Source organism: Neoasaia chiangmaiensis, from assembly GCF_002005465.1.
GTDB classification, from domain to species: Bacteria; Pseudomonadota; Alphaproteobacteria; order Acetobacterales; family Acetobacteraceae; genus Neoasaia; species Neoasaia chiangmaiensis.
The window spans coordinates 2,938,582-2,960,681 of the sequence record NZ_CP014691.1; the positions used below are offsets into that span (position 1 = coordinate 2,938,582).

Here is a 22,100-nt window from a genome sequence, read left to right on the forward strand (position 1 = left end):
ATGACATCCGCCGACCATATTCTTATCCTGCTTGTCCTTACCGCCGTTAGCAGTCTTCTGACGCGCGCCTCTTCCGGCCGGGTGCCGCTACCGCTCCTGCAAATCGCGATCGGTGTCGTTGCGGCGCTATGCGGGCTGCGGATCGGGCTGCGACCGGATCTTTTCATGCTGGTCTTTCTCCCGCCATTGCTGTTCGCCGATGCGTTCCGCATGCCGTTGCGGGAATTTGGCGAACTGCGCGGGACGATCCTGTTCCTGGCGTTCGGGCTCGTGGTATTTTCGACCGTGCTATGTGGCTACGTCATCCACTGGATCGTGCCGCAGCTCGATCTTGCGATCTGCTTCACATTGGCGGCGGCGCTTTCGCCGACCGATACGGTGGCGGTCTCCAGCCTGACCGCCGGGCGCCGGGTGCCCGAGCGTCTGTTGCACATCCTGTCCGGAGAAGCGCTGTTCAACGACGCGTCCGGTCTGGTCTGCTTCCGTTTTGCGACGGCGGCGGTCATGACGGGCGAGTTTTCCTATCGTCAGGCATTCGGCTCGTTTCTCCTCGTGTCGCTTGGCGGCCTGGCGATCGGCGCGCTGATGGCGTGGGCGGCATCGCGCGCCGAGCGCATCCTGTTGCGTCGCGGCTTCGACGATCCGCCGTTGCAGATCACGCTGATCGTCCTGCTGCCGTTCGTCATCTATGTGGTGGCTGAGGCGGCGGGTTGCTCGGGCATTCTGGCTTCGGTCGCGGGGTGCATGGTGGTCAAGCTCAGCGGCGTGGTGGAGGAGGCGGCGACCGCCACGCGTCTTCAGGCGACGACGGTCTGGACGATGGTCAGCTATGTTTTCAATGCGCTGATCTTCCTGCTGCTCGGCCTGCAACTGCCCGCCTTGCTGAATACCGGGATGGCGATGGCGCATGAGCACCATGCGACGATGTGGCAACTCTCCGGGCTGGTGGCGATGGTCTACGTCATCATGCTCGTCCTGCGGTTCGTCGGTATCTGGCTGTCGATCCTGCGGCGATGGATCGGAAAGCGGATGGAGCGGCAATCGTTTATCTTTCCGAGCGTGGCCGGCACCGTTCTGATGACGATCGCCGGAGTGCGCGGTGCGGTGACCCTTGCGGCGGTACTCTCGCTGCCCGTGGTGGATGTGGGGATCGAGGCTTTCCCCGCGCGCGACCTCGTCATCTCCGTGGCGACGGGCGTGATTGTCCTGTCACTGGTCGTGGCGGGTGTCGTCATGCCGTTCTGCATCCGCTTTCTGCCAAAGGACGGAGTCGACAAAAGCGCGATGGAGGAGAACGTCGCCCGTCAGCGTCTTGTACGGGCCGTTCTGCGGCAGTTGCGTCAGGAACAGAGCACGGCGGCGCAAACCATGGCGGAGGAAAAGCCGGGTGAGGACAAGCTCCGGCTGGAGGTGGTGGGTCGGTTGCTGCAAACCTATGAGAACCGGCTGAGCCAGATCGACGAGACTCCCCAGATCCCGGTGATGAACCGTACGAATGCGCTGCGCCGTGAGCGTATCGAACTGGCGTTACGACTTTTGCTGCTGCGGACCGAGCGCCAGACCCTGCGCGATCTGGCCCATAGCCGGGAAATCAATGACCGGACGGAATGGGAATTGCAGCAGGAGCTCGATTACGAGGAGCAGGTACTCCGCAATCGTGTGCAGCGTCTGCCGAAGGATATATGAAGTATAAGTCATTATCCGTTCAGAAAAACGCGCATTTTCGCCATTTAGATTTTCCTGTTTGCTTCAAACGATATCGCTCCCGCTGATTTGTCTTCCCGTGACTTGACGCCGCATCGCAATGGGCGGTCCAGATAATGCGGTCATCGTGCGTATCGGGAGGCGGATCATGGAACGGCAAGCGGAAGGGGGCCTGCGATGGTGGCCCCGGCTTGCCGACCTGCCGCCCGGCGCTTTTCCGCCAGGCTGGATCAGCTTCAGCCTGCGCACCTGGCTGGCCCTCGTCCTGGCGCTGGCCGCGGCGTTCTGGGCGCAGATCGACGCGCCCGCCGGGGCAGGCGTCTCGGTCATGATCCTGGCGCAGCCATTTCGCGGGCAGGCGCTGTCCAAGGCGCTTTATCGCCTGCTCGGCACAGCGGCCGGGGTGGTCGCCTCCGTCCTCCTGGCTGCCGCCTTCGGTCAGGATCGCCCTCTCTTTCTGGGCGGCGTGGCGCTCTGGCTCGCCTTCTGCGCGTTCATCGGCACGCTGGAGCGCGATTTTCGTTCCTATGGCGCCCTGCTTGCCGGCTACACGGTCGCGCTGGTGGCGCTGAACAATATCGACGGGCCACAGAATGTCTTCGACGTGGCGATGGCACGCGCCAGCGCGATCGGCATTGGCGTGGCGTCGATCGCGGTCGTCAACAGTCTGACGGGTGCGCCGCAGGTCTGGCGCAAGCTCGTGATGAGCATGGATGCCCTCGCGCAGCGTATCCGCATGATGGGCGAAGCAACCCTGAGGGGCGAAGGCTCCCACGATGGCTGGGAGACGACCGGGCTCGCGGCCGAAATCCTCTCGCTCCTGACGCAGATTTCCTATGCCCGGCTGGAAATCGATCGGGCGCGCCTTCGGCTGGCGGGCGGACGACTGGGCATTGTCGGCATGCTGAGCGTGCTGACGGCCAGCCGCGCAGTCTCCATGATCCTGGCGCGTCATGAGATTTCCGACCTCGTGCAGCGGCATGTGCGCCTGTGGCATGCGCGGCCCGCCGTGCAGATCGCCCGGGAGGATATCCTCCGGGCGCTCATGCGCGACATCGTTCAGGAGAAGCCGGACTATGTGCCGTCGGCCCACGATGCCTATTTTCTTGAACGATCGGCAACGTTGATCAGCAACAATGCGCATATCGAAGCCGGAATGAACACGCTGCGCGATGCCGTTCCCGCTGGCGACGCGCTCCGGCTCGCACAGCTGAGCCGCGAACTGGATTATACGACCGCTCTGATCAATGCGGGGCGCGTGCTGATCGGCTTTTCCCTGGCGGCCGCATTCTGCATCGTCGTCGGTCAGCCGGACGATCACACGGCCTTGTCCCAGACGGCCCTGACACTCACGCTGGCATCGACGGCTGTCGATACCGCGCAGTTCGGCATGGGGGCGATGATCGGCATCCCGATGGCCGTCCTGGTGGCGATGTGGCTGAATTTCTGGATCCTGCCCCATGTGTCGGACATGCTGACGCTTGCCGTCGTGTTCCTGCCGCAGACGATTTTCGCGTGTCTGCTGCTGATGAACGCGCGCACGGCGACCATCGGCTTTAATTATGGCGTGTTCTTTCTGGTTATCCTCGGGCTGGGCAATCATCACAGTTACGACCCGATGGCCTTCCTTACACGCAACATCTTCTATCTGCTTTCGGCGGTCATCTCGTTCGTGACGTTGGTACTGCTCCTGCCGCCGCATCCGAAGCGGCAGCGGCTGCGCATGGCCGTCCTGATTGGTCGCGATTTTGAGAAACAGGCAGCAGGGCGTGGCGATCGGGTCGGGCCGGGGCTGCTTAGCCGGAAATACGATCGTCTGTCGCAGGCTCTGGCATGGAGCCGCCGCATGCAGGGGCAGGGAATGGCACCGCGCCGGGTGTTCGATCGTCTCGTGGGGCTTGAGGACTTCGCCAGCACCCTGGCGCGCACGCGTCTCTATCTGGACGAGGCGGAAAACGTTGCTGCCCTGCGTCCCGATGCGACGCAGGCGCGGCGAGTGTTGTTCACCGCCGACTTCGTGCGTCTGCAAGCCGAACTGCCGGCTTATGTTCAGAAATTCCTGCATCACATGCAGGCGGACCTGCCGGAAGATGCGCGTATTCGCGCCCTGACATGTGCAGCCGGCTTGCAGGCGGTGATCGAGACGCTGGGGCGCAACAGGGTCATTCTGCGCCGATACGGTCTCGTTCGGAAAAGGAATGCGCTCTCGTGAGACAGGTTATCGATCTGGACGGCGTTCTGGTGTCGGCCTTCGTGCTCAATCTTGCATTCGCACTCGTGACGCTCGCGCTGCTGCGATGGGTGCTGGGCGTGCTCGACTGCTGGCGCTTCGTCTGGAATCCGCCGCTGGCGCAATTCGGTCTGCTGGTCGGCCTTCTGGGCCTCTACACATTGATATTCTGAAAGGCAGAGCTTTTGCTTCCGCGCGCCTATCGTCTGATCCGTCTCTCCATCACCCTGGCCATTCTGGCCGTGGCGGCGGTCGTCGTCATCATCCTCTGGGATTATTACACGGCCTCGCCATGGACGCGGAACGGCCAGGTCCGCGCCCAGGTCGCCAACATGGCGCCACGGGTATCGGGACAGATCCTCGACGTGCGCGTGCACGACAACCAGTTCGTGCATCGTAACGACGTGCTTTATGTCATCGATCCGTTCGACTTCAAGGTCCGTCTGGACATCGCACAGGCGCGGGTGGCGGAACGCAAGGCCGATCTGGCGTTCAAGGTCTCGCAGTTCGAACGGCGGCGGATCATCCCGGGCGTGGCGGTCTCCGGCGAGGAGAAGCAGCAATACGAGGCGCAGGCCGCTCAGGCCAAGGCGCAGTATGAAGCGGCGCTTGCGGACCAGCGGCAGGCGCAAATCGATCTGGATCGCACGACGGTGCGCAGTTCGATCAACGGCTACATCACGAATCTCATCATGCGTCCGGGCGATTACGCGACGGCGGGACACGTCAATATCCAGATCATCGATGCCGAATCATTCTGGGTGGACGGCTATTTCGAGGAGACCAAAATTCATGCGATCCGCGACGGCGACCCGATCCGCATCGATCTCATGGGTTATCACGATCCGATTTTCGGGCATGTGGAAAGCATGACGCGTGGCATCGCCAGCAACAATGCGGCCGTCTCGACGCAGGGTCTGCCGACGGTCGATCCGGTCTATACCTGGGTGCGACTGGCGCAGCGCATTCCGGTCCGCGTGCATATCGACACCATGCCGAAAGACCTGCAACTGGCGGCGGGCATGACCGCGACGGTCACGGTCGTGACGGAAGCAGGCACGCGCCGCCACATGTCAACGCGTGACGCGTTGCGCCATGTGGGGGACGATCTGCGCCACGTCGTGGGACACCGCTAGACCGGGAAAGTTTTACCGGCCCGGTGGCGGCATCTGAAGGTTAGGGCCGGTATAGGGGCCCTGATCCGGCCGGTTGATGCGCGGCGAGACGAGGGCTTCCGGCCATGCGTCGTCGCCTGCGCCGTCGCCGACCAGCGCCGTGCGGCTACGTGGGATGCATTCCGGAATTTCGTCCCGGATACGCTTGAGGATGCGTTCACGCATATCGCAGCACAGGTTCCACATCTGCCCCGCGCCCGCAGCGCCGGCGATGATACGGATGGAGATGACCTGCGCATTGCTGTCCGCCATCTGGCAGGCGAGGTTGGCGCGGTCCTGGTCCCAGTCCGGGCAGTGGACGATTTCCTCCTCCAGGAACTGGCGGATGCGGTCCATTGGCGTGCGGTAGTCGAGCCAGAGGAAGACGGAGCCGATCAGCGCCGGGGAGCTGTGCGTCCAGTTCTGGAACGGATTTTCGAGGAAATAGGAGATCGGCACGATATAGCGGCGCTTGTCCCAGGTGCGCAGCACGACATACGTGGCGTTGATCTCCTCCACCCATGCCCAGTCTCCATTGAGGATCAGCATGTCCTCCATCCGGATCGGCTGGGTGATGGCGATCTGGACGCCGGCGATGAGGTTGCTGAGCGCCGGGCGGGCGGAGAGCCCGACGACCAGCGAGGCGGCGCCGGCGGAGGCGAAAAGCGAGACGCCGTAGCGCTGCACCGCGTCGAACACCATCAGGGCCGACGCGACGGTGATGACCCCGAACGTGATCTCGATCAGGCGGCGCAGCACGCGGATTTGCGTCTGGTGCGAACGGACGGAAATGTCGTCCGACGAGTCCTTCAGCGTGATGCGCGTCAGATAGCTGTCCGTGGCGATGCGAAAGGCGCGGATGATGCCGAAGCCGAGGATCAGGATGAACAGGAACGCGAAAATCTTGCCCAGCATGTGCAGCGTTTCGCTGGACAGGCCGATCGCGGCGGGCAGGGCGGCGGAGGCCGCAAGGAGCATCAGCAGGAAGCGGATGTAGGAACGCAGCTGGCCGATCACCATGCGGACCACCGGGACGCGGCGCAGGCCCGGCAGGCGCGGAATGGCGTCGGTAATCAGGCGGCTGAAGACCAGGGCGATCGTCGCGGCGATGACGAGCAGGAGGATGGACGCGATCGGCGCCGGGAGCCAGTCGAACCAGTGCCGGACGCCGGACATCGAATTGACGTAGTCGTGTCTCATCGGTGTGTCATTCTCCCTATGTCGCCGCCAGTCGTGCGATGGCGTATTGCAGTTGTTTTTGTTTGCGGTGCTCCATTAGCGCCCCAGTCTTGAGGGCGGTTGCGAAAGTTACAGAAACGCAATTTTCATGCAGGGTTCGTGCCGGAGCCGGAGCCGGATTCGATCCGATCGAGTGTGTCGGCGTGGCGAACGGCCCAGTCGTAGAGCATGTTGATGGGCTCAACGACCAGTTCCCCCATGGATGTCAGGCAATAATCGACATGTGGGGGCATGACCTGACGGACTTCACGACTGACCAGTCCAGCACTTTCCAGTTCGCGCAATGTCTGCGTCATCATTTTCTTCGACAGGCCGGGAATGTTGCGCATGAGTTGTCCCGGTCGCGCGCTGCCGCCCAGAAGATGCAGCGTATGCAACACCATCGTCGTCCATTTGCCGCTGAACAGTCGGAGGATGCGGCGTGGCGCGCAATCTTCGGCAAATGGCGGTTCACGATAATGGGCAGGCAGATCGTTGAGCGTCGTCATGGTTACCTTCGGGACTCCAGGGCACGAAAAGGTGCCGTCTGGCGGCGGGGATTGCAATCGGACAAGCTGGATATCCCGAAGCAGAGGAGACAAACGCATGTCGAAAACCGCACTTGTTGTTGGCGTGACGGGAATCGTCGGTCAGAATCTTGCCGCACGTCTGATAGCGGATGGTTGGGTTGTCTATGGGCTTGCCCGAAATCCACGTCTGGATACGGCACCGATTATTCCACTCGCTGCCGATCTGCTCGATCTCGGAGCGCTGAAGGCGACCCTTGCGAACGTCCGCCCGACGCATGTTTTCTTCTGTTCATGGCTCAGGCAAGCGACCGAGGCCGAGAACTGCCGGGTCAACAGCACCATGGTCCGGCATCTTTTCGAGGCGCTGCCGGCGCCGGGAAAACTCGTGCATGCAGCGCTCACTACCGGTTTGAAGCATTATCTCGGACCATTCGAAGCCTATGCCAGCGGCACGCCGCCCCAGACGCCCTTTCGCGAAACCATGCCGAGGCTGGCACTCCAGAACTTCTATTACGATCAGGAGGATGTGCTTTACGCCGCCGCGAAACGCCACGGTTTTTCATGGAGCGTCCACCGGCCGCATACGATCATCGGCCATGCCGTGGGCAATGCGATGAATATGGGCACGACGCTCGCCGTTTATGCCAGCATCTGTCGGGAAACGGGTCTGCCATTCATTTTCCCCGGATCGCCCGCACAGTGGCAGGGACTGACGGATGTGACCGATGCACGGCAACTCGCGGCCCATCTGGTGTGGGCATCGACTGCTCCTGCCGGGCGCAATGAAGCGTTCAACGTGGTGAACGGGGATGTCTTTCGTTGGCAGTGGCTGTGGCCGCAGATTGCCGAATGGTTCGGCCTCGAGGCGGGTATTTATCCCGGCCATGCGACGTCCCTGGAGGAGCGACTTTCAGGGGCGGGCGGTCTCTGGCGCGATATCGCCGAGCGCCACGGCTTGCAGGAACCAGATATCGGGCGTCTGGCTTCGGCATGGCATACCGATGCCGATCTGGGACGGCCGGTGGAATGCGTCACGGATATGAGCAAAAGCCGGAAGGCCGGCTTTGGTGGCTATATCTATACGCCTGACAGCTTCATCGATCTGTTCGCGCGGCTGCGTGCTGAGCGCCTTATTCCCTGAGAGCGTCTGGCTTTCCTTACATCATCATCGCTTTCTCGTTGCCGATGACCCACAGCGTGCCGCCGACCATCAACAGGACGATCAGGGTGGAGAAAAGGATCAGTTGCAGGTCGTCGCGATGTGAGCGTTGCAGGTCGATGTGCAGGAAGTAGCGGAAATGCGCGACGACCTGCACCACGGCGCAGAGTGCGACGCACCAGAGGAATGCGCCGCGTGACAGCGTGCCTGCCATCAACAGTCCGAACGGGATGGCGGAGAGGACGACGGCCAGCACGAGGCCGATGATATAGGAATGGCGTTCCCTGGCTTCTTCCTGATTCATGGTGCGAGCCCCAGAAGATAGACGACGGAGAAAATTCCGACCCAGACGATATCGAGGAAATGCCAGAACAGGCCGAGACGCAGGAGCCGCGTCTTGACGCCAGTATCGAGGCCGAACACCTTGAGTTGCACGAGCATGACCGCGATCCACAGGCATCCCGTGGTCACATGCAGCCCATGCGTGCCGATAAGGGCGAAGCACGCGGAGAGCCAGCCGCTGCGCGACGGCGTGCCGCCTTTGGCGATCATGTCCGCGAAGTCGTGAAGCTCCAGACCAAGGAAGATCAGGCCGAGGACGAGAGTGACGGCAAGCCAGAAGGATGTCTGGCCAACGGATTGCCGATACTTCATTGCCAGAGAGGCCATGCCGAAGGTGAAGCTGCTCACCAGCAGGACGGCTGTTTCCATCGCGGCGCTGCTCAGTTCGAACAACTGGTGCGGTCCGGGACCGCCAGCCAGCGCGTCGAGCATCGTGCCATAAGTCGCGAACAGCATCGAGAAGATGATGAGATCGCTCATCAGGAAGACCCAGAAGCCGAAAACGAGTTCTTCCGCCTCTTCATGGGCTTCGCCGTCGTGGGGATGCAGGTTCAGTCCAGGATGACGGGAGGGGTCCTGGCCGCCGCGTCCGATATTCCGGGCGGCGACGCTGGGTGAGGCTTGGATCATTCTGCGGGAATCCTCGCAAGGCCGCGATTCAGATTGGTGACTTCGTCCTCGACCGGGATGGCCGGTTCGAACTGAAAGGCCTCGATCCAGCGCTTCTCCGTCTCGCGGATTTCCGCGGTGCTGATGATGCGCTTCGTGTGGCGATTGAAGCTGCGTGCGATGATGGCGATGGCAAAGACCAGCAGTCCGCCGATCGTCAGCCACCAGATATGCCATGTCAGCGCGAAGCCGGTGACTCCCATGTCCACGCAGACGATGAAGCCAAGCGGCGAGTTCGCAGGCATTTCGATCGGTTCGTAATGCTGCGGAATTCGGTAGGCGCGCCCATGTCGCTTGTCGGCGAAGAATGTATCCCGGCCGCCAACTTCCGGCAGGATGGCGAAATTATATTCGGGCGGTGGCGCGGAGACCGACCATTCGAGCGTCCGCCCATCCCAGGGGTCGCCCACAAAGACGTTCGTGGCGGCCCGATCCTTGATGCTGACATAGAGCTGGACGATCATCGCCACCATCGCGAACCCGATGATGAGCGCGCCGAACATGGCCACGATGGCGTAGGGCAGGTAGGCGCCCTCGAAATATTCCTGGCTTCGACGTGGCATGCCAAGGGCGCCGAGCGCGTAGAGCGGCATGAACGCGAAGATGAAGCCGAGGCACCAGCACCAGAAGGTCGTGCGCCCCCAGCCTTCATGCAGGCGAAAGCCGAAGGCTTTGGGGAACCAGTAATGATAACCGCTCAGCATCCCGAAAAGCAGACCGGGAATGAGCATGTTGTGGAAATGCGCGACCAGGAACAGCGTGTTGTGCGCCTGATAATCGAAGCCGGGATTGGCGAGCATGACGCCCGTGCTGCCGCCGATGGCGAACAGGATCATGAACGCGCTGGCATAGAGCATCGGCACCGTCATGCGGATGCGGCCGCGAAACATGGTCAGCGTCCAGTTGAAGATCTTCACGCCCGTGGGAATGGCGATCAGCATGGTGGCGATGCCGAAGACGGCATTCACGTTGCCGTTCTGCCCCATGGTGAAGAAGTGGTGCAGCCAGACCGTGAAGGACAGCACGGCGATCGAGATGGTCGCCCAGACCAGCGAGGTATAGCCGTAGAGCGTCTTCGACGAGAAGGTGGAGACGGTCTCGGAATAGACGCCGAAAGCCGGGAGGATCAGGATATAGACCTCCGGATGCCCGAATAGCCAGAACATGTTGATGTAGTTCATCATGTTGCCGCCATCGGTGTTGGTGAAGAAGTGCATGTCCAGATAACGGTCCATCGCCAGCATCAACGTCGCGACGGTGAGCGGCGGCATGGCGAAGATCATCAGGATCGAGACGCACAGTGCCGTCCACGCGAACAGCGGCATGCGGAACAGATGCATGCCCGGCGCACGCTTCTTGTAGATCGTGACGGCAAAATTCACGCCGGTCATGGTATTGCCGATGGAACTCAGCGTCAGGGCCCAGATCCAGTAATCCACGCCGACATCCGGGCTGAACGCCAGTTCCGTATAAGGCGGGTAGCCACTCCATCCGCCGGTCGAGAATTTGCCGATGCACAGCGAGACCATCATCAGCATTGCCCCTGCCGTCGTGAAGGCGAGGCTGACGGAATTCATCAGGGGGTAGGAGACGTCGCGCGCGCCGATCTGTAGCGGCATGACGAAATTATAGAGGCCGATCAGGAACGGCATGGCCATGAAGAAAATCATGATCGTGCCGTGTGTCGTGAAAAGCTGCGCGAAGTGTTCCGGCGGCAGAAAGCCCGGCGACTGATAGCCGGCCACCTGCTGGGCGCGCATCAGCATGGCCTCCGCCAACGCGCGCGCCAGCATGACGAACGAGACCACGATATACATGATGCCGATGCGTTTATGGTCGACGCTGGTCAACCAGTCCGTCCAGAGTGCCTTCCAGCCGCGGAGATAGGTAATGAACGCGACGACGCCGATCGCGCCGAGAACGACCATCGACGCCGCGACTGTCGCAATGGCGCTGTAGAACGGAAGCGCGCCATAGCCGAGTTTGCCGAAAAGGAATGAGGTCATCGGACGGACCGCCCCGGGAGGATGGAAAGTGTCATTGCGGCATGGGTCCCTGATGAGCCGACGAGCCATGATAGCGGCTGACGATATTGCGGAATAAATCGTCCGATACGTTCGAGAAGCTCAAACCCTGCGGTTGCATCGGATCGGGGGTATCCGCTTTCACGCCGAGATCGGTCATGGCCTGTCTGTCATCGCCATCTTTCAGGAGCTTTCGATATGTTTCATCATTCAGCGTGACGGGGCTTGTGCGGGCATGTTGCGCCCATTGCGTGAACTGATCGGGCAGGAGGGCCAGGGTCGTGAATTTTTCGCCCTGAAAGCCCATGCCGTTGAACTGCGTGTTCTCGCCCAGATAACGCCCGGGCCTGTTTGCCAGCAGATGAAGGTGCGTGACCATGCCGGCCATGGCATAGATCTGGCTGCCAAGTGATGGAATGAAGAAAGATTGCATCGTCTTGTCGCTGGTCAGCAGGAAGCGGACCTCACGCCCGACGGGCAGCACCAGCGTATCGAGACTGGCGACGTGCTGATCCGGATAAATGAAAAGCCATTTCCAGTTCAGGGCGACCACCTGGATATCCAGGGGTTGCGCAGTGCCGATTTGCCGTTCGGGGCTGTGGCGGGTCTCCGATCCCGCGATCAGCAGGGAAAGGATGATGACGATCGTCGCGGGAACGCCCCAGACCAGGAACTCGAGCGGCAGCGCGAACGACCAGTCGGGCCTGAAAGCGGCATTCCGGTTGCCGAGACGGTAGCGCCAGAGACAGAACGCAACGCCGACGAAGACCGGAATGATGATGACGGCCAGCGCAATGACGATTTCGATCAGCCACTCACGCTGCAACGCCGCAATCGTGCCAGCCGGGTGAAGAAACGAGATACTGTCCGCCTGGCAGGCTGTCAGAGAGAGCGGCAGGAACGGCGATAGTCTCAGGCCGTGCCTGATGCGCGTTGGTAGAAAAGCATGTCCTGACTGGGGCACGTCTCGCTCGTTTCGTTTTGTGTCTGTGCGACGACAAACACGTCAACGTCAGGCGCGTTCCCTGTCAGGACATTTTGTTTTTAACGCGTTATCAGAAATCCACACTTGCCGAGCCGGTCACGAAGAACGGCGAGGCGACAAGGAATGTGGTGCTGGAACCGTTCAGGTTCGAGCCGTAAACGCCGCGTGCGCGATAAGCGTTCGCCGCCGTTCCGTTAACGAAGCCGAGATAATGACGATCCGTGATATTCTGAATGTTCAGACGCAGCGTCGGCGCCTTGAACGGTCCGACATTGCGGAAACGGTAGCCGGCATTGACGTTCATGGTCAGATAATCAGGAATCTGCTGATCGTTGACGAAGGTTGAATACTGCTTGGCCACATATTTCAGACCATAACCTGCGAACAGATGGCCGTCGTCGTAATCCAGATGGAAGCCGAACTGGTATTTCGGCGTCTGCGGCGCGAACTTGCCCTTGCTGAAGACAAAGTCGCTGCTGCTGCCGCCGGCCGATACGTTGCTGTCCGTTCGGGCATTCACATACTCGGCCGAGAAATATGGACGGAGGTGATAGAGGATCGGGCGCGTGCCGATTTCAAAATCAACGCCGTCCGCATGTGATCCGCCACCATTGATGCTGCGCGAATAGTAGGCACCTGGATTGTCGGGCGGTACGACAACCTGCGTGTAGAGGCGGTTGGTGAAGTTGTAATGGAAGTAGGTCAGGGAACTCATCACCGTCGGACCCTGATAGCGCCAGCCGAATTCTTCCGAGATCGAGACTTCCGGTTTCACGTTCGGGTTGGCTTTGGTGCCATAGCCGCCGTTCTTGTAGTAGGTGCCCGAGTCATAAAGTGACGAGTTCTGCGGGATGCGGAAATTCGTCGTTGACGAGGCAAAAAGCTGGTTTTCGTTGTTGATGCGATAGCGGATCGCAACGGCCGGCAGCGGCTCCTGCCAGGAACCGTTGATGTACGGGCCTGTGGACGTATCGGGCAGCATATTATGGCCCTGCCGGTTCACGACCGTGTATTTCAGACCGCCGTCGATGGTCAGGCGATCGTGCAGCAGCGAGATGCTGTCGTCGATGAACATCGTGTGAATGCGTGTCTGCGTCAGGGTATCGCGATATTCCGCTGTCTGGCCATTTGCCAATACCAGATTCTGACCGCCGCCCAGTTCGTCGTAGGGACGTCCGTTTTCAGGGTCGATGAGGCTGTAGGGGCCAGTCTGGGCCTGTTTCGAATATTCGAACCAGTAGCCCACCATCAGGCGGTTGATGCCCGTATGGAGTGTCAGTTTCGTAACGGCGCCGGGACGATAGGTCTGCGTGTTCGACGGATTGTAGAGCAGCATCGACTTGGTATTCGACGCATTGTACTGGCCGATCGAGCCGTTCTCACGGGTTGCGCCATACTGATATCCCGAAAGATACGTGTTGTATGCGCCGCCGCCATTGCCGTTACCATACCAGAAATAGGGCGTTTCCGTCAGCGTAAGGTTGTCCGTCAGCTTGAAGGTGGACGGGGCGCTGGCGTAGATGTTGGTGAACGGATTGCGGTGCAACTGGTAATAGTTACCGTTTGCGCTTGAATTGGGATTGTTCTTGTCCCAGGTCGCGGAATAGGTGTTGTAGATACCGAGCTGCTGGAATTTTTCCAGGCTCGTTGTCGGAAACAGTACGCCACGGCTTTGATTGCCGACGAGCGAGAACGACACGACGTTGCCGTCACCCCAGGAATCGATCCACTTGGTTTCGCCATGGAGCTTGTTCTGCCCGCCGGGACCGCGCCATGAATGCTCCGTCGCGGCTGAGAAGGAAACGAAGCCCTTCAGGTTGGAGTGGCCGATATAACCGGTATCGACGCGACCGAAGATGCGGCGTGCATTATACGAGCCATACGACCCGTCCACCGTGCCGCCAAAATGCTCCGCCGGGTCACGCAGATACATATCGACCGAACCACCGGTGGCGCTGATATGCGGGCTGTCGAGATCGGCGGATCCCTGCGCGACATTGATGGTGCGCAGGTTCTCGGAATCGACGATCTCCTGCGGATAGACGGCGTAGCTGCCGATATCGTTGATCGGGAAGCCTTCCAGCGTGAAGCCGATCTGCGTCTGGTTGAGGCCGCGCATGGACATCTGGCCGCCGGAGAGGCCGAGCGGGTCGGTCGACGTCGTGTTGACGCCCGGCAGCATCTCGATCAGCTGCATCGGGTTCAGGCCGGGAGTCTGCTTGCTGATATATTCGGCTGTGACCGTCGAGCGCGACTTCGGCGCGTCTTCCTTGATCATCATGCCGCCGCCGGCCTGGCCGTGGCGGGAGGCGTGAACTTCGAGATGTTCGGACTTCATTTCGTCCGTCGGGGCGGTGGAACCCATCATTGACGGCGTATTGCTGTCAGATGCGGTCTTGCTCGACGTATTGGCGGCGGGTGCTGCCAGCGCGGCAGGTGCTGCGATCGTCATGAGGGCGGTCGTGGCGAAGAGCCGTCGTGTAAAAAAGGGCATGGTTGTCCTGGTCAAGCATGGGCCAAGGCGCGCACAGTGCCGAATATCCGTTACGATACACAACCGAAATGTAATATCTATCTACATTTCAAAATGTTGCGAGACATATCGGTATCTGCTATGCGCCGCGACCTCATACGAAGACGCAGGATCGAATTGTGTGACGTTTTGATGTCAGGGAGGGGATCACGCCCCTGTTGTATCAAATCGGCAACAGATGGTCCCGGAGTGCTTCGTCCTGCGCGTAAATTGTCCGAATGCGGGCGATCTGCCGGGCGCCTGGCTGGATGGACGTACGGAAACTGTGATTGAGATGAGGGATCGATTTCCCATCCAGCGCCGGAATGAGCGTAGGCAGGGCGTTCAGCCCATGGAACGGTACGAGCTTGTCCACCATGACCCGGTTCTGCCGGTCGCGGATATACCAGCTCTGAGGTCTGAAGACGTGATCCATCTCATAGATGCTGCGGGCCTGCTCGACATGGTCAAGCGCGTCATCGAGCGAGCGGAACTGGCGGTAGATGGCGGCGAAGGCGGGGTGAAGCCGAACGGCGCGTCCACCGCCGCGTCGCGCGAAATCGAAGGCCGACAGGAAACGTTCGACGGGATCGCGCCAGATGGCGAAACGGACGAAATCGGGACCGTCGAACGCTGGCTGGACGTGGTGGAAATAGCGTGCCGTCTCATGCCGCATGCTCTCTCCGTACAGGAGGGCATTGACGGATGTCCCGGCATTTTTCGGGACATGAATAAACAGCGTGCGCGTGCGGTAGATTTTGGCGATCCGGGCCTGTCGCTTGCGTCCAAGGGGAAGGCGCAATCCCAGATCGCAGGCTCTTTCATGAATGTCGCTGAACAGCTGAACGCGGCATAGCGACTCGACAAGACGGTGAAGTGGCGGTTGGGCAGCTTCTGAGGGCCTGGCTGGAAGGATGATGTCCGTTGTGTTGTCGTTACAGCCTGCTGCCACCCGTCATGCTCCTTCGTCCTGTTATCGCGTACAGTAGTGCGAAGGTGAGGAGAGGAACGTCAAACCCTCTTCTGGTAACGGAATGCGACTTTCTTTGCAGAGCCTCAGAAATCGCGCCGTTGTGCGTAGTGCCGCGCGAGAAGTGTGCAGATGAACAATTGCAACTGGTGATAGATCATCAGCGGCAGGACGACCGTGCCGACGGTGGCGGTCGGAAAGAGCACGTTGGCCATCGGCACGCCGGATGCGAGCGACTTTTTCGATCCGCAGAATGTCAGCGAAATCGTGCTGGGTGCCGTAAAACGAAAGAGACGGCCCAGTGTGTGCGTGAATATCAGGACGAAGACAAGGAGAAGCAGATCCAGCCCCCCGGTAATCGCCAGATCCCGCAACGAGACACGGTGCCAGATGCCTTCGACCACGGCGCCGCTGAATGCCGTATAGACGACCAGGACGATCGATCCCCGATCGGTGAGTGAGAGCGGCAGTTTGTGTCGTTTGACCCAACTGCCGATGCGTGAATGCAGCGCCTGTCCGATGGCGAAGGGCAGGAGCAGTTGCGTTGCGACGTCCAGAATGGCACGGGCAGACCACACACCGCCATGTTGCAGAACGAGCATGACGAGCACCGGCGTGATGACGATGCCTGCGATATTGGACAGTGTTGCGGCGCAGATCGCGGCGGGCACGTTGCCACGTGCGATGGATGTCAGCGCGATGGACGATTGCACGGTAGACGGCAGGCAGCAGAGGAACAGGACGCCCTGCCACATATCGCCGATCAGCAGGTGTGGCAGGAGCCTCGACAGCCCAAGTCCCAACAGCGGAAACAAGATGAAAGTGCAGATGAGCACGCTGATCTGAAGCCGCCAGTCACGAATGCTTTCCAGCACGGCGCGCGGCTCGAGACGCGCGCCCTGAAGAAAGAACATGAGGGCGATACAAAGCGTTGTGAGGGTCCGCAGGTTGGCGGCGACTGCCCCGCGACAAGGCAGCAGTGTCGCAAGGACAATCGCGGCGATCAGGCTTGCCAGGAAGGGGTCGAGACGGCGCATCCAAGCGGTTTCGACGTTGCGGCGTGTTTTGGCAAGCCGTCTGAATGCTCACATTTGGTAATCCGGGCCCGGCTCCGTGATCGGCGGCGGTTCGGGCGGTGGTGGCGGCGGGATGGGGCCAGGTGGATCGCCTTCCGGTGGCGCGGGCGGTGGTGGTCCCGGCGGCGGAGGCATGGGGGGCGTCGGCATCGGGCCGCCCGGTGCGACCGCGTCGGGGCTGTGAGATAGCGCGTTCATGCGAATTTTCCTGTGTAGTCCCGGCATGTCAATGCCCGGTCGGGAGGAACGGTTGCATGGCATTGCTCAGTCGTCGCGGATTACCTTTCGGTTGCGCTTGATATCCCCGCGTTTCGCCTTGCCGTCCATGCGCCGCTGCCGGGCGGCTCTCGATGGTCGTGTCGGAACGCGGAAGATCGTCTTTTCGGCCGCTTCCCGGATCATTTCCGCCAGCCGTTCCATGACATCGTCACGGTTGCGGGTTTGACTGCGGAAGCGCCGTCCGGTCAGGACGACAATGCCTTCGGCCGTCATGCGGGAGCCGGCGATGCGCCGCAACCGGGTGCGCATTCTTGCGGTCAGATCTGGCGCGCGACGGGTATCGAAGCGCAACTGCGCTGCGGTCGCCACCTTGTTGACATTCTGCCCACCCGGACCGGAGGCGAGGATATAGCTGATCTCGATGGCCGAATCGGGCAGGGACAGGTTCGGGAGAATCTCGATCGACAAGAGCGTGCTTTCATGGCGGCTTCGGCGCGTTCTCGCATGGAAACGTATGATCCGCCAAAAAGAGCGGCGCGACAGGGTGCCGCCGCTGAGCTCCTACATGACGATGACCTGGCGAATGGCCTTGGCTTCCCGCAGCTTGTCGAAGCCTTCGTTAATGTCCTCCAGCTTCAGCCGCGCGCTCAACAGTTTGTCGACTGGCAGCCGGCCTTCGCGATAGAGCGCGATGAAACGCGGGATGTCGCGGGTTGGCACGCAACTGCCCATATAGCTGCCGCGCAGGGCGCGTTCCTCGCCGACGAGACGGGCGATATCCACGGGCAGCGTCGCGCCGCCGGGTGGCAGGCCGGCCGTGACGGTCGTGCCGCCGCGACGTGTCATGGCGACGGCACTGTCGAGCGCACGGATCGAACCTGCCATTTCGAAGGCGTAATCCACACCGCCGCCTGTCATGGCGCGGATCCTGTCGATGGCGTCCGGGGCGGCGGCGTTGACGGTGTCCGTCGCGCCGATCGTGCGGGCGAAGTCCAGTTTTTCGTCGGACAGGTCAACGGCAATCACCCTCCGTGCGCCAGCGGCATAGGCACCCATGATCGCGGCCAGTCCCACCCCGCCAAGCCCGACGACCGCGACGCTCGACCCCAGTTCGACCTTCGCGGTGTTGATCACCGCGCCTACACCGGTCATCACCGCGCAGCCGAACAGGGCGGCCTCGTCGAACGGGATGTCAGGGTCGATCTTCACCAGGGAATCCGGGGAAACGACGGCGTGATCGGCAAAAGCGGAGACGCCCAGGTGATGGTATACAGGATGATCGTGATCGGCGAGGCGGATGGCGCCGTCGATCAGCGTGCCAGCCCCGCTGGCCGCCGCGCCCGGTTCGCAGAGCGCCGGACGGCCCGAGGCGCAGGGCAGGCAGTGGCCGCAGCTTGGTGTAAATGTCATGACGACATGATCGCCTGCCTTGAAGCGGGTGACGGTCTCGCCGGTCTGCACGACGACGCCGGCGGCCTCGTGCCCAAGCGCCATCGGCATCGGGCGGGCCCGGTTGCCGTCGATCACCGAAAGGTCGGAGTGACAGAGCCCGGCGGCCCGGATCCGGACCAGAACCTCCCCGGGGCCGGGAGGCGCCAATTCCAGCGTCTGGATGGTCAGCGGGCGGCTCTGCGCGTAGGGCGTGGGGCGACCCATCTGGTGCAGAACGGCGGCGCGGATTTGCATGGTCGTATCTCCGGTTGGCAACGACTTGAGACGATGATGGAACCTGAGAATAAGCGCGGGGCTGGACCTGCCGCCATGATGCAGGTCAAATGAAACCGAACGTATCGCTGTCTGGCGTGGATGCCTTATGGTACAGATCAGCAATGCCGCCGGGATGGGCCGGTATTGCCGTTAAAAGAGGAAAGACAATGCTTCGTTGTTCAGTAGCTTTTCAATGGCGATCTTTTTCCCGGCTGGTCGCCATGGGGCTGCTGATTCCCGGCGCAGGCTGTGCCGCCCCGGTTAGAGATGCCGCGTTGGACAACGCGGTTCCGGCGGTGGGCGTCACTGGCGTCACCCTAATCACGCCAGTGACGCCCACCGCCGGGCCGGAAAATGCGCCGGTGGATATTCCGCCGTTGCCGGTCGTGAATGTCAGCCAGGCCGAGGCCGAGGCCGCGGCACTGACAGCGGGGATGCGCCGTGACGTCTCCCGTTTCACGACATATTCGCCGAAAACGCGGGCACGTTTCGTGGCATTGGCGCGTGATGCGATCACGCGGAGCAGCACGGTGATCGACCGCCCGCAGGTGCTGGTGGTGGTGGATCGGAACCCTTCCGTGCAGGCCCTTTGTTTCGTTCTGGCATTCCCGGACGACACGCCATGGACGGCGTTGGGCGGCACCCCGGTTTCGACCGGGCAGAGCGGGCGTAAATTCTATTACATCACGCCCACCGGCGTGTTCATCAACACGCCGGATCGGCTGGGATATCGTGCGGAAGGCACAAAGAACGAAAACGGCATCCGCGGTATCGGAGCCAAGGGAATGCGGGTGTGGGACATGGGCTGGCAGACAGCCGTAAAAGGATGGCGTCCCGATCACGAGACGGGCGATATCCGTCTGGAAATCCATGCGACGGACCCGGACTTTCTGGAGCGTCGCCTCGGTCATCCCGCATCGGAAGGCTGTGTGCGCATTCCGGCAACGATGAACAAGTTCATTGACAACCACGGTCTGCTGGATGTCCTTTATGAGCAGGCGTCCAGCTATGACGGTCGCTTTCGCGCCTTGTTGCCCCGGGGGCGCACGCCATCGCCGATTGCCGGCGATGCGCTGGTCGTCGTCGATTCCGGCGAACGACCGCTTTGAATGGCATGGAGACCGATGTCTCCATGCCGCATGACAATCAGTGCTTCAGTTCATCCGGCACCTTGCCGCCGTTTTCCGCCAGCTTCTGCATGACCTGCTTAATCAGCCAGACGTTCATCGTCGCCGTATCGTCCGTGCTGCCGGTGTAGTGCAGTTCGTTCGCGAGTTCCTTGCGGGCAGGGAGAGAACTGTCCATGTCCAGCAGTTTGAGCAGGTCTACAATCGATTCGCGCCAGTTCAGGTTCTGCCCGTTCGTGGCCGCGAGGCCTGACAGCACGGCATTCACATCGACCGGCGCGGCGGGCGCCGCAGGTGAGGCGGCAGGCGCCGACTGGGATGGGGCAGGGGCTTCGGAGGCTGGCGCGGCCGCTTTCGGCGTCGCATCGGCGTGGCCGAAGATCTTGGACATGATCGTGCTGAAGATGCTCATGATTCAAACCTTGAAACGTTTATGAAAAACGCCCTCCCGTCGGGAGGGCGCTTCGGTCGTCACAACGTTCAGGAAGGCCGGTTGTTGCGTGACGAACAACCGGCTGTTGCCCTGGTCGAAGCTTAGTAACGATACTCTTCGTGCTTGAACGGACCCTGCTGCGGCACGCCGATGTAGTCGGCCTGCGCCTTCGACATTTCGGTCAGCTGCGCGCCGACCTTGGCCAGATGCAGGGCTGCAACCTTCTCGTCCAGCTTCTTCGGCAGCACATAGACCTTGTTCTCATACTGGCCCGGCTTTGCCGTCCAGAGTTCAAGCTGCGCGAGCGTCTGGTTGGTGAAGGATGCCGACATGACGAAGGACGGATGGCCCGTGGCATTGCCGAGGTTCACCAGGCGGCCTTCGGAAAGCAGGATGATGCGCTTGCCGTCCGGGAATTCGATCTCGTCGACCTGCGGCTTGACGTTGTCCCACTTGTAGTTGCGCAGGGCTTCGACCTGGATTTCGCTGTCGAAATGGCCGATGTTGCACACGATCGCGCGGTGCTTCATCTCACGCATATGCTCGACGGTGATGATGTCGATATTGCCCGTGCAGGTCACGAAGATGTCGCCGCGCGGCGCAGCGTTTTCCATCGTCACGACTTCATAGCCTTCCATCGCGGCCTGAAGGGCGCAGATCGGATCGACCTCCGTGACCAGGACGCGGCAACCGGCGTTGCGCAGGGAAGCGGCCGAACCCTTGCCCACATCGCCATAACCCGCGACGACGGCGATCTTGCCGGCCATCATCACGTCCGTGCCACGGCGGATGGCATCGACCAGACTTTCGCGGCAGCCATAGAGGTTGTCGAACTTCGATTTCGTGACACTGTCGTTCACGTTGATGGCCGGAACCTTCAGCGTGCCCTTCTTCTGCATCTCCCAGAGGCGGTGCACGCCCGTGGTCGTCTCTTCGGACAGGCCGCGGACGTCGTTCAGCATCTCGGGGTATTTGTCGTGCATCAGCGTCGTCAGATCGCCGCCGTCATCGAGGATCATGTTCGGCGTCCAGCCGTCCGGTCCCTTGACGGTCTGTTCGATGCACCACCAGAATTCTTCTTCCGACAGGCCCTTCCAGGCGAAGACCGGCACGCCCGTCGCGGCAATGGCGGCCGCGGCCTGATCCTGCGTCGAGAAGATATTGCAGGACGACCAGCGGACCGTCGCGCCCAGCGCCGTCAGCGTTTCGATCAGCACGGCCGTCTGGATCGTCATGTGCAGGCAGCCCGCGATGCGTGCGCCCTTCAGCGGCTGGCTGTCGCCATATTCCTCACGCAGCGCCATCAGGCCCGGCATTTCGCCTTCGGCGATCGAGATTTCCTTGCGGCCCCATTCGGCCAGGGAGATATCGCGGACCTTGTAGTCGGCCTGCTGCGCGTCGCTCATCGTATGAACCTTGTCTGCCATTGGAATGGCCGCAGGGTATAATGGTAATGCGCTGGAGACGCCAGCATCGCGGCAAAAAAGAACGCCCGGCGCAAGGCAACCGGGCGTATTGAAAATTATAAGCCTGTGGTCGGATCAGCCCGGTTTATGAGCGGTATGCTTGGTGTGGACATGCCGGGGCTTCATCTTCTGCGCGACCGGTGTCTTGTCCGAAGTCTGGCCCGTCGGCGCCATGGCTTCCGGTGTCGCGGGCGCGCCCTGCTGGGGCTGCTCCTTCGCCTGATTGGGATAGGTCTTGTTCTGCTCCGTCGGGTTGCTGACGTGAGACGCATCCTTCTTGTTGAAAGCGTCCTGCGCCGTGGGTGCCTGATCGGGCTGCTGGGTCGTCGTGGCCTGGGCGAACGCATGCGTCGAGCCGGATGCCAGAAGACCGATTACGAACATGCCCTTAATCATGTGGCGCATTTTTCTATCCTTCACGTTCGATCCTGCTGCGCAGCCACAATCATCCGATGACGACTGACAGGGCAGCTTTTGGATTATAACATTTCGTATCCAGAGTGGTTCCCCTAACGACGCGCTTATTGGTTATACGGGGTCGAGATTATCGCCAGTTGCATACGGGCGCGGGGCGT

At 61.2% G+C, this 22,100-nt stretch carries 21 protein-coding genes; 6 read left to right on the forward strand and 15 right to left on the reverse strand.

Features of this window, described 5'->3' with window-relative positions; all coding sequences use genetic code 11:
* From A0U93_RS13945 to A0U93_RS13960, 4 genes are all read left to right on the forward strand, one after another.
* Positions 1-1,686, forward strand: coding sequence for a Na+/H+ antiporter (locus A0U93_RS13945; protein WP_077808553.1), 1,686 nt, complete (start codon positions 1-3; stop codon positions 1,684-1,686).
* Positions 1,687-1,852: 166 nt separating this feature from the next.
* Complete coding sequence (locus tag A0U93_RS13950) at positions 1,853-3,916, forward strand: FUSC family protein (RefSeq protein WP_077808554.1); 2,064 nt, start codon at positions 1,853-1,855, stop codon at positions 3,914-3,916.
* Complete coding sequence (locus A0U93_RS13955) at positions 3,913-4,107, forward strand: DUF1656 domain-containing protein (RefSeq protein WP_077807866.1); 195 nt, start codon at positions 3,913-3,915, stop codon at positions 4,105-4,107. The genes A0U93_RS13950 and A0U93_RS13955 overlap by 4 nt, the downstream gene beginning before the upstream one ends.
* A gap of 12 nt (positions 4,108-4,119) precedes the next feature.
* Entirely contained in the window at positions 4,120-5,070 is a 951-nt protein-coding gene (locus tag A0U93_RS13960) for an HlyD family efflux transporter periplasmic adaptor subunit (RefSeq protein WP_077807867.1), read from the forward strand.
* 12 nt (positions 5,071-5,082) lie between these two features.
* Here the strand turns inward: A0U93_RS13960 and A0U93_RS13965 are convergent, their stop codons facing one another.
* Together A0U93_RS13965 and A0U93_RS13970 are read right to left on the reverse strand one after the other, a co-directional pair.
* Positions 5,083-6,288, reverse strand: a complete 1,206-nt coding sequence (locus A0U93_RS13965; protein ID WP_077807868.1) for a mechanosensitive ion channel family protein — start codon at positions 6,286-6,288, stop codon at positions 5,083-5,085.
* A 125-nt stretch (positions 6,289-6,413) separates the two neighbouring features.
* Positions 6,414-6,815, reverse strand: a complete 402-nt coding sequence (locus A0U93_RS13970; protein ID WP_077807869.1) for a winged helix-turn-helix transcriptional regulator — start codon at positions 6,813-6,815, stop codon at positions 6,414-6,416.
* A gap of 97 nt (positions 6,816-6,912) precedes the next feature.
* Here A0U93_RS13970 and A0U93_RS13975 point away from each other — a divergent pair, with 97 nt between their 5' ends.
* Positions 6,913-7,977: an SDR family oxidoreductase gene (locus tag A0U93_RS13975; RefSeq protein WP_077807870.1), complete on the forward strand. Its 1,065-nt coding sequence runs from the start codon at positions 6,913-6,915 to the stop codon at positions 7,975-7,977.
* A 16-nt stretch (positions 7,978-7,993) separates the two neighbouring features.
* On the opposite strand, the gene cyoD is transcribed toward A0U93_RS13975, so the two are convergent.
* The 10 genes from cyoD to A0U93_RS14020 form a co-directional block, all read right to left on the reverse strand.
* Complete coding sequence (gene cyoD / locus A0U93_RS13980; RefSeq protein ID WP_077807871.1) at positions 7,994-8,299, reverse strand: cytochrome o ubiquinol oxidase subunit IV; 306 nt, start codon at positions 8,297-8,299, stop codon at positions 7,994-7,996.
* Complete coding sequence (locus A0U93_RS13985) at positions 8,296-8,967, reverse strand: cytochrome (ubi)quinol oxidase subunit III (protein ID WP_077807872.1); 672 nt, start codon at positions 8,965-8,967, stop codon at positions 8,296-8,298. Before A0U93_RS13985 ends, cyoD begins: the two co-directional genes overlap by 4 nt.
* Positions 8,964-11,012 carry a cbb3-type cytochrome c oxidase subunit I gene (locus A0U93_RS13990; RefSeq protein ID WP_077807873.1) on the reverse strand — a complete coding sequence of 683 codons (2,049 nt, stop codon included), beginning with the start codon at positions 11,010-11,012 and terminating at the stop codon, positions 8,964-8,966. The genes A0U93_RS13985 and A0U93_RS13990 overlap by 4 nt, the downstream gene beginning before the upstream one ends.
* A gap of 31 nt (positions 11,013-11,043) precedes the next feature.
* Positions 11,044-11,994, reverse strand: a complete 951-nt coding sequence (locus A0U93_RS13995) for a cytochrome ubiquinol oxidase subunit II (RefSeq protein WP_077807874.1) — start codon at positions 11,992-11,994, stop codon at positions 11,044-11,046.
* A gap of 91 nt (positions 11,995-12,085) precedes the next feature.
* Positions 12,086-14,509 (reverse strand): TonB-dependent receptor, encoded by a 2,424-nt coding sequence (locus A0U93_RS14000; RefSeq protein WP_077807875.1) that lies wholly within the window; start codon positions 14,507-14,509, stop codon positions 12,086-12,088.
* A gap of 202 nt (positions 14,510-14,711) precedes the next feature.
* Positions 14,712-15,479, reverse strand: coding sequence for a sulfotransferase family 2 domain-containing protein (locus A0U93_RS14005; protein WP_245824920.1), 768 nt, complete (start codon positions 15,477-15,479; stop codon positions 14,712-14,714).
* Between the two features lie 104 nt (positions 15,480-15,583).
* Positions 15,584-16,534 carry a bile acid:sodium symporter family protein gene (locus A0U93_RS14010; protein WP_077807876.1) on the reverse strand — a complete coding sequence of 317 codons (951 nt, stop codon included), beginning with the start codon at positions 16,532-16,534 and terminating at the stop codon, positions 15,584-15,586.
* Between the two features lie 48 nt (positions 16,535-16,582).
* Entirely contained in the window at positions 16,583-16,771 is a 189-nt protein-coding gene (locus A0U93_RS16285) for a hypothetical protein (RefSeq protein ID WP_147150665.1), read from the reverse strand.
* A gap of 66 nt (positions 16,772-16,837) precedes the next feature.
* Positions 16,838-17,260 (reverse strand): alternative ribosome rescue aminoacyl-tRNA hydrolase ArfB, encoded by a 423-nt coding sequence (gene arfB / locus A0U93_RS14015; RefSeq protein WP_077807877.1) that lies wholly within the window; start codon positions 17,258-17,260, stop codon positions 16,838-16,840.
* A gap of 93 nt (positions 17,261-17,353) precedes the next feature.
* Positions 17,354-18,478 (reverse strand): zinc-dependent alcohol dehydrogenase family protein, encoded by a 1,125-nt coding sequence (locus A0U93_RS14020; RefSeq protein WP_077807878.1) that lies wholly within the window; start codon positions 18,476-18,478, stop codon positions 17,354-17,356.
* Positions 18,479-18,774: 296 nt separating this feature from the next.
* Here A0U93_RS14020 and A0U93_RS14025 point away from each other — a divergent pair, with 296 nt between their 5' ends.
* Positions 18,775-19,608 (forward strand): L,D-transpeptidase, encoded by an 834-nt coding sequence (locus tag A0U93_RS14025; RefSeq protein WP_342743044.1) that lies wholly within the window; start codon positions 18,775-18,777, stop codon positions 19,606-19,608.
* Positions 19,609-19,645: 37 nt separating this feature from the next.
* Here A0U93_RS14025 and A0U93_RS14030 read toward each other — a convergent pair whose 3' ends face one another.
* From A0U93_RS14030 to A0U93_RS14040, 3 genes are all read right to left on the reverse strand, one after another.
* Positions 19,646-20,038: a DUF3597 domain-containing protein gene (locus A0U93_RS14030; protein ID WP_077807880.1), complete on the reverse strand. Its 393-nt coding sequence runs from the start codon at positions 20,036-20,038 to the stop codon at positions 19,646-19,648.
* Positions 20,039-20,160: 122 nt separating this feature from the next.
* On the reverse strand, positions 20,161-21,465 hold the full coding sequence (gene ahcY / locus A0U93_RS14035) for an adenosylhomocysteinase (protein WP_077808556.1): 1,305 nt from the start codon (positions 21,463-21,465) through the stop codon (positions 20,161-20,163).
* Positions 21,466-21,600: 135 nt separating this feature from the next.
* Complete coding sequence (locus A0U93_RS14040) at positions 21,601-21,930, reverse strand: hypothetical protein (RefSeq protein ID WP_077807881.1); 330 nt, start codon at positions 21,928-21,930, stop codon at positions 21,601-21,603.
* Positions 21,931-22,100 lie beyond the last annotated feature (170 nt).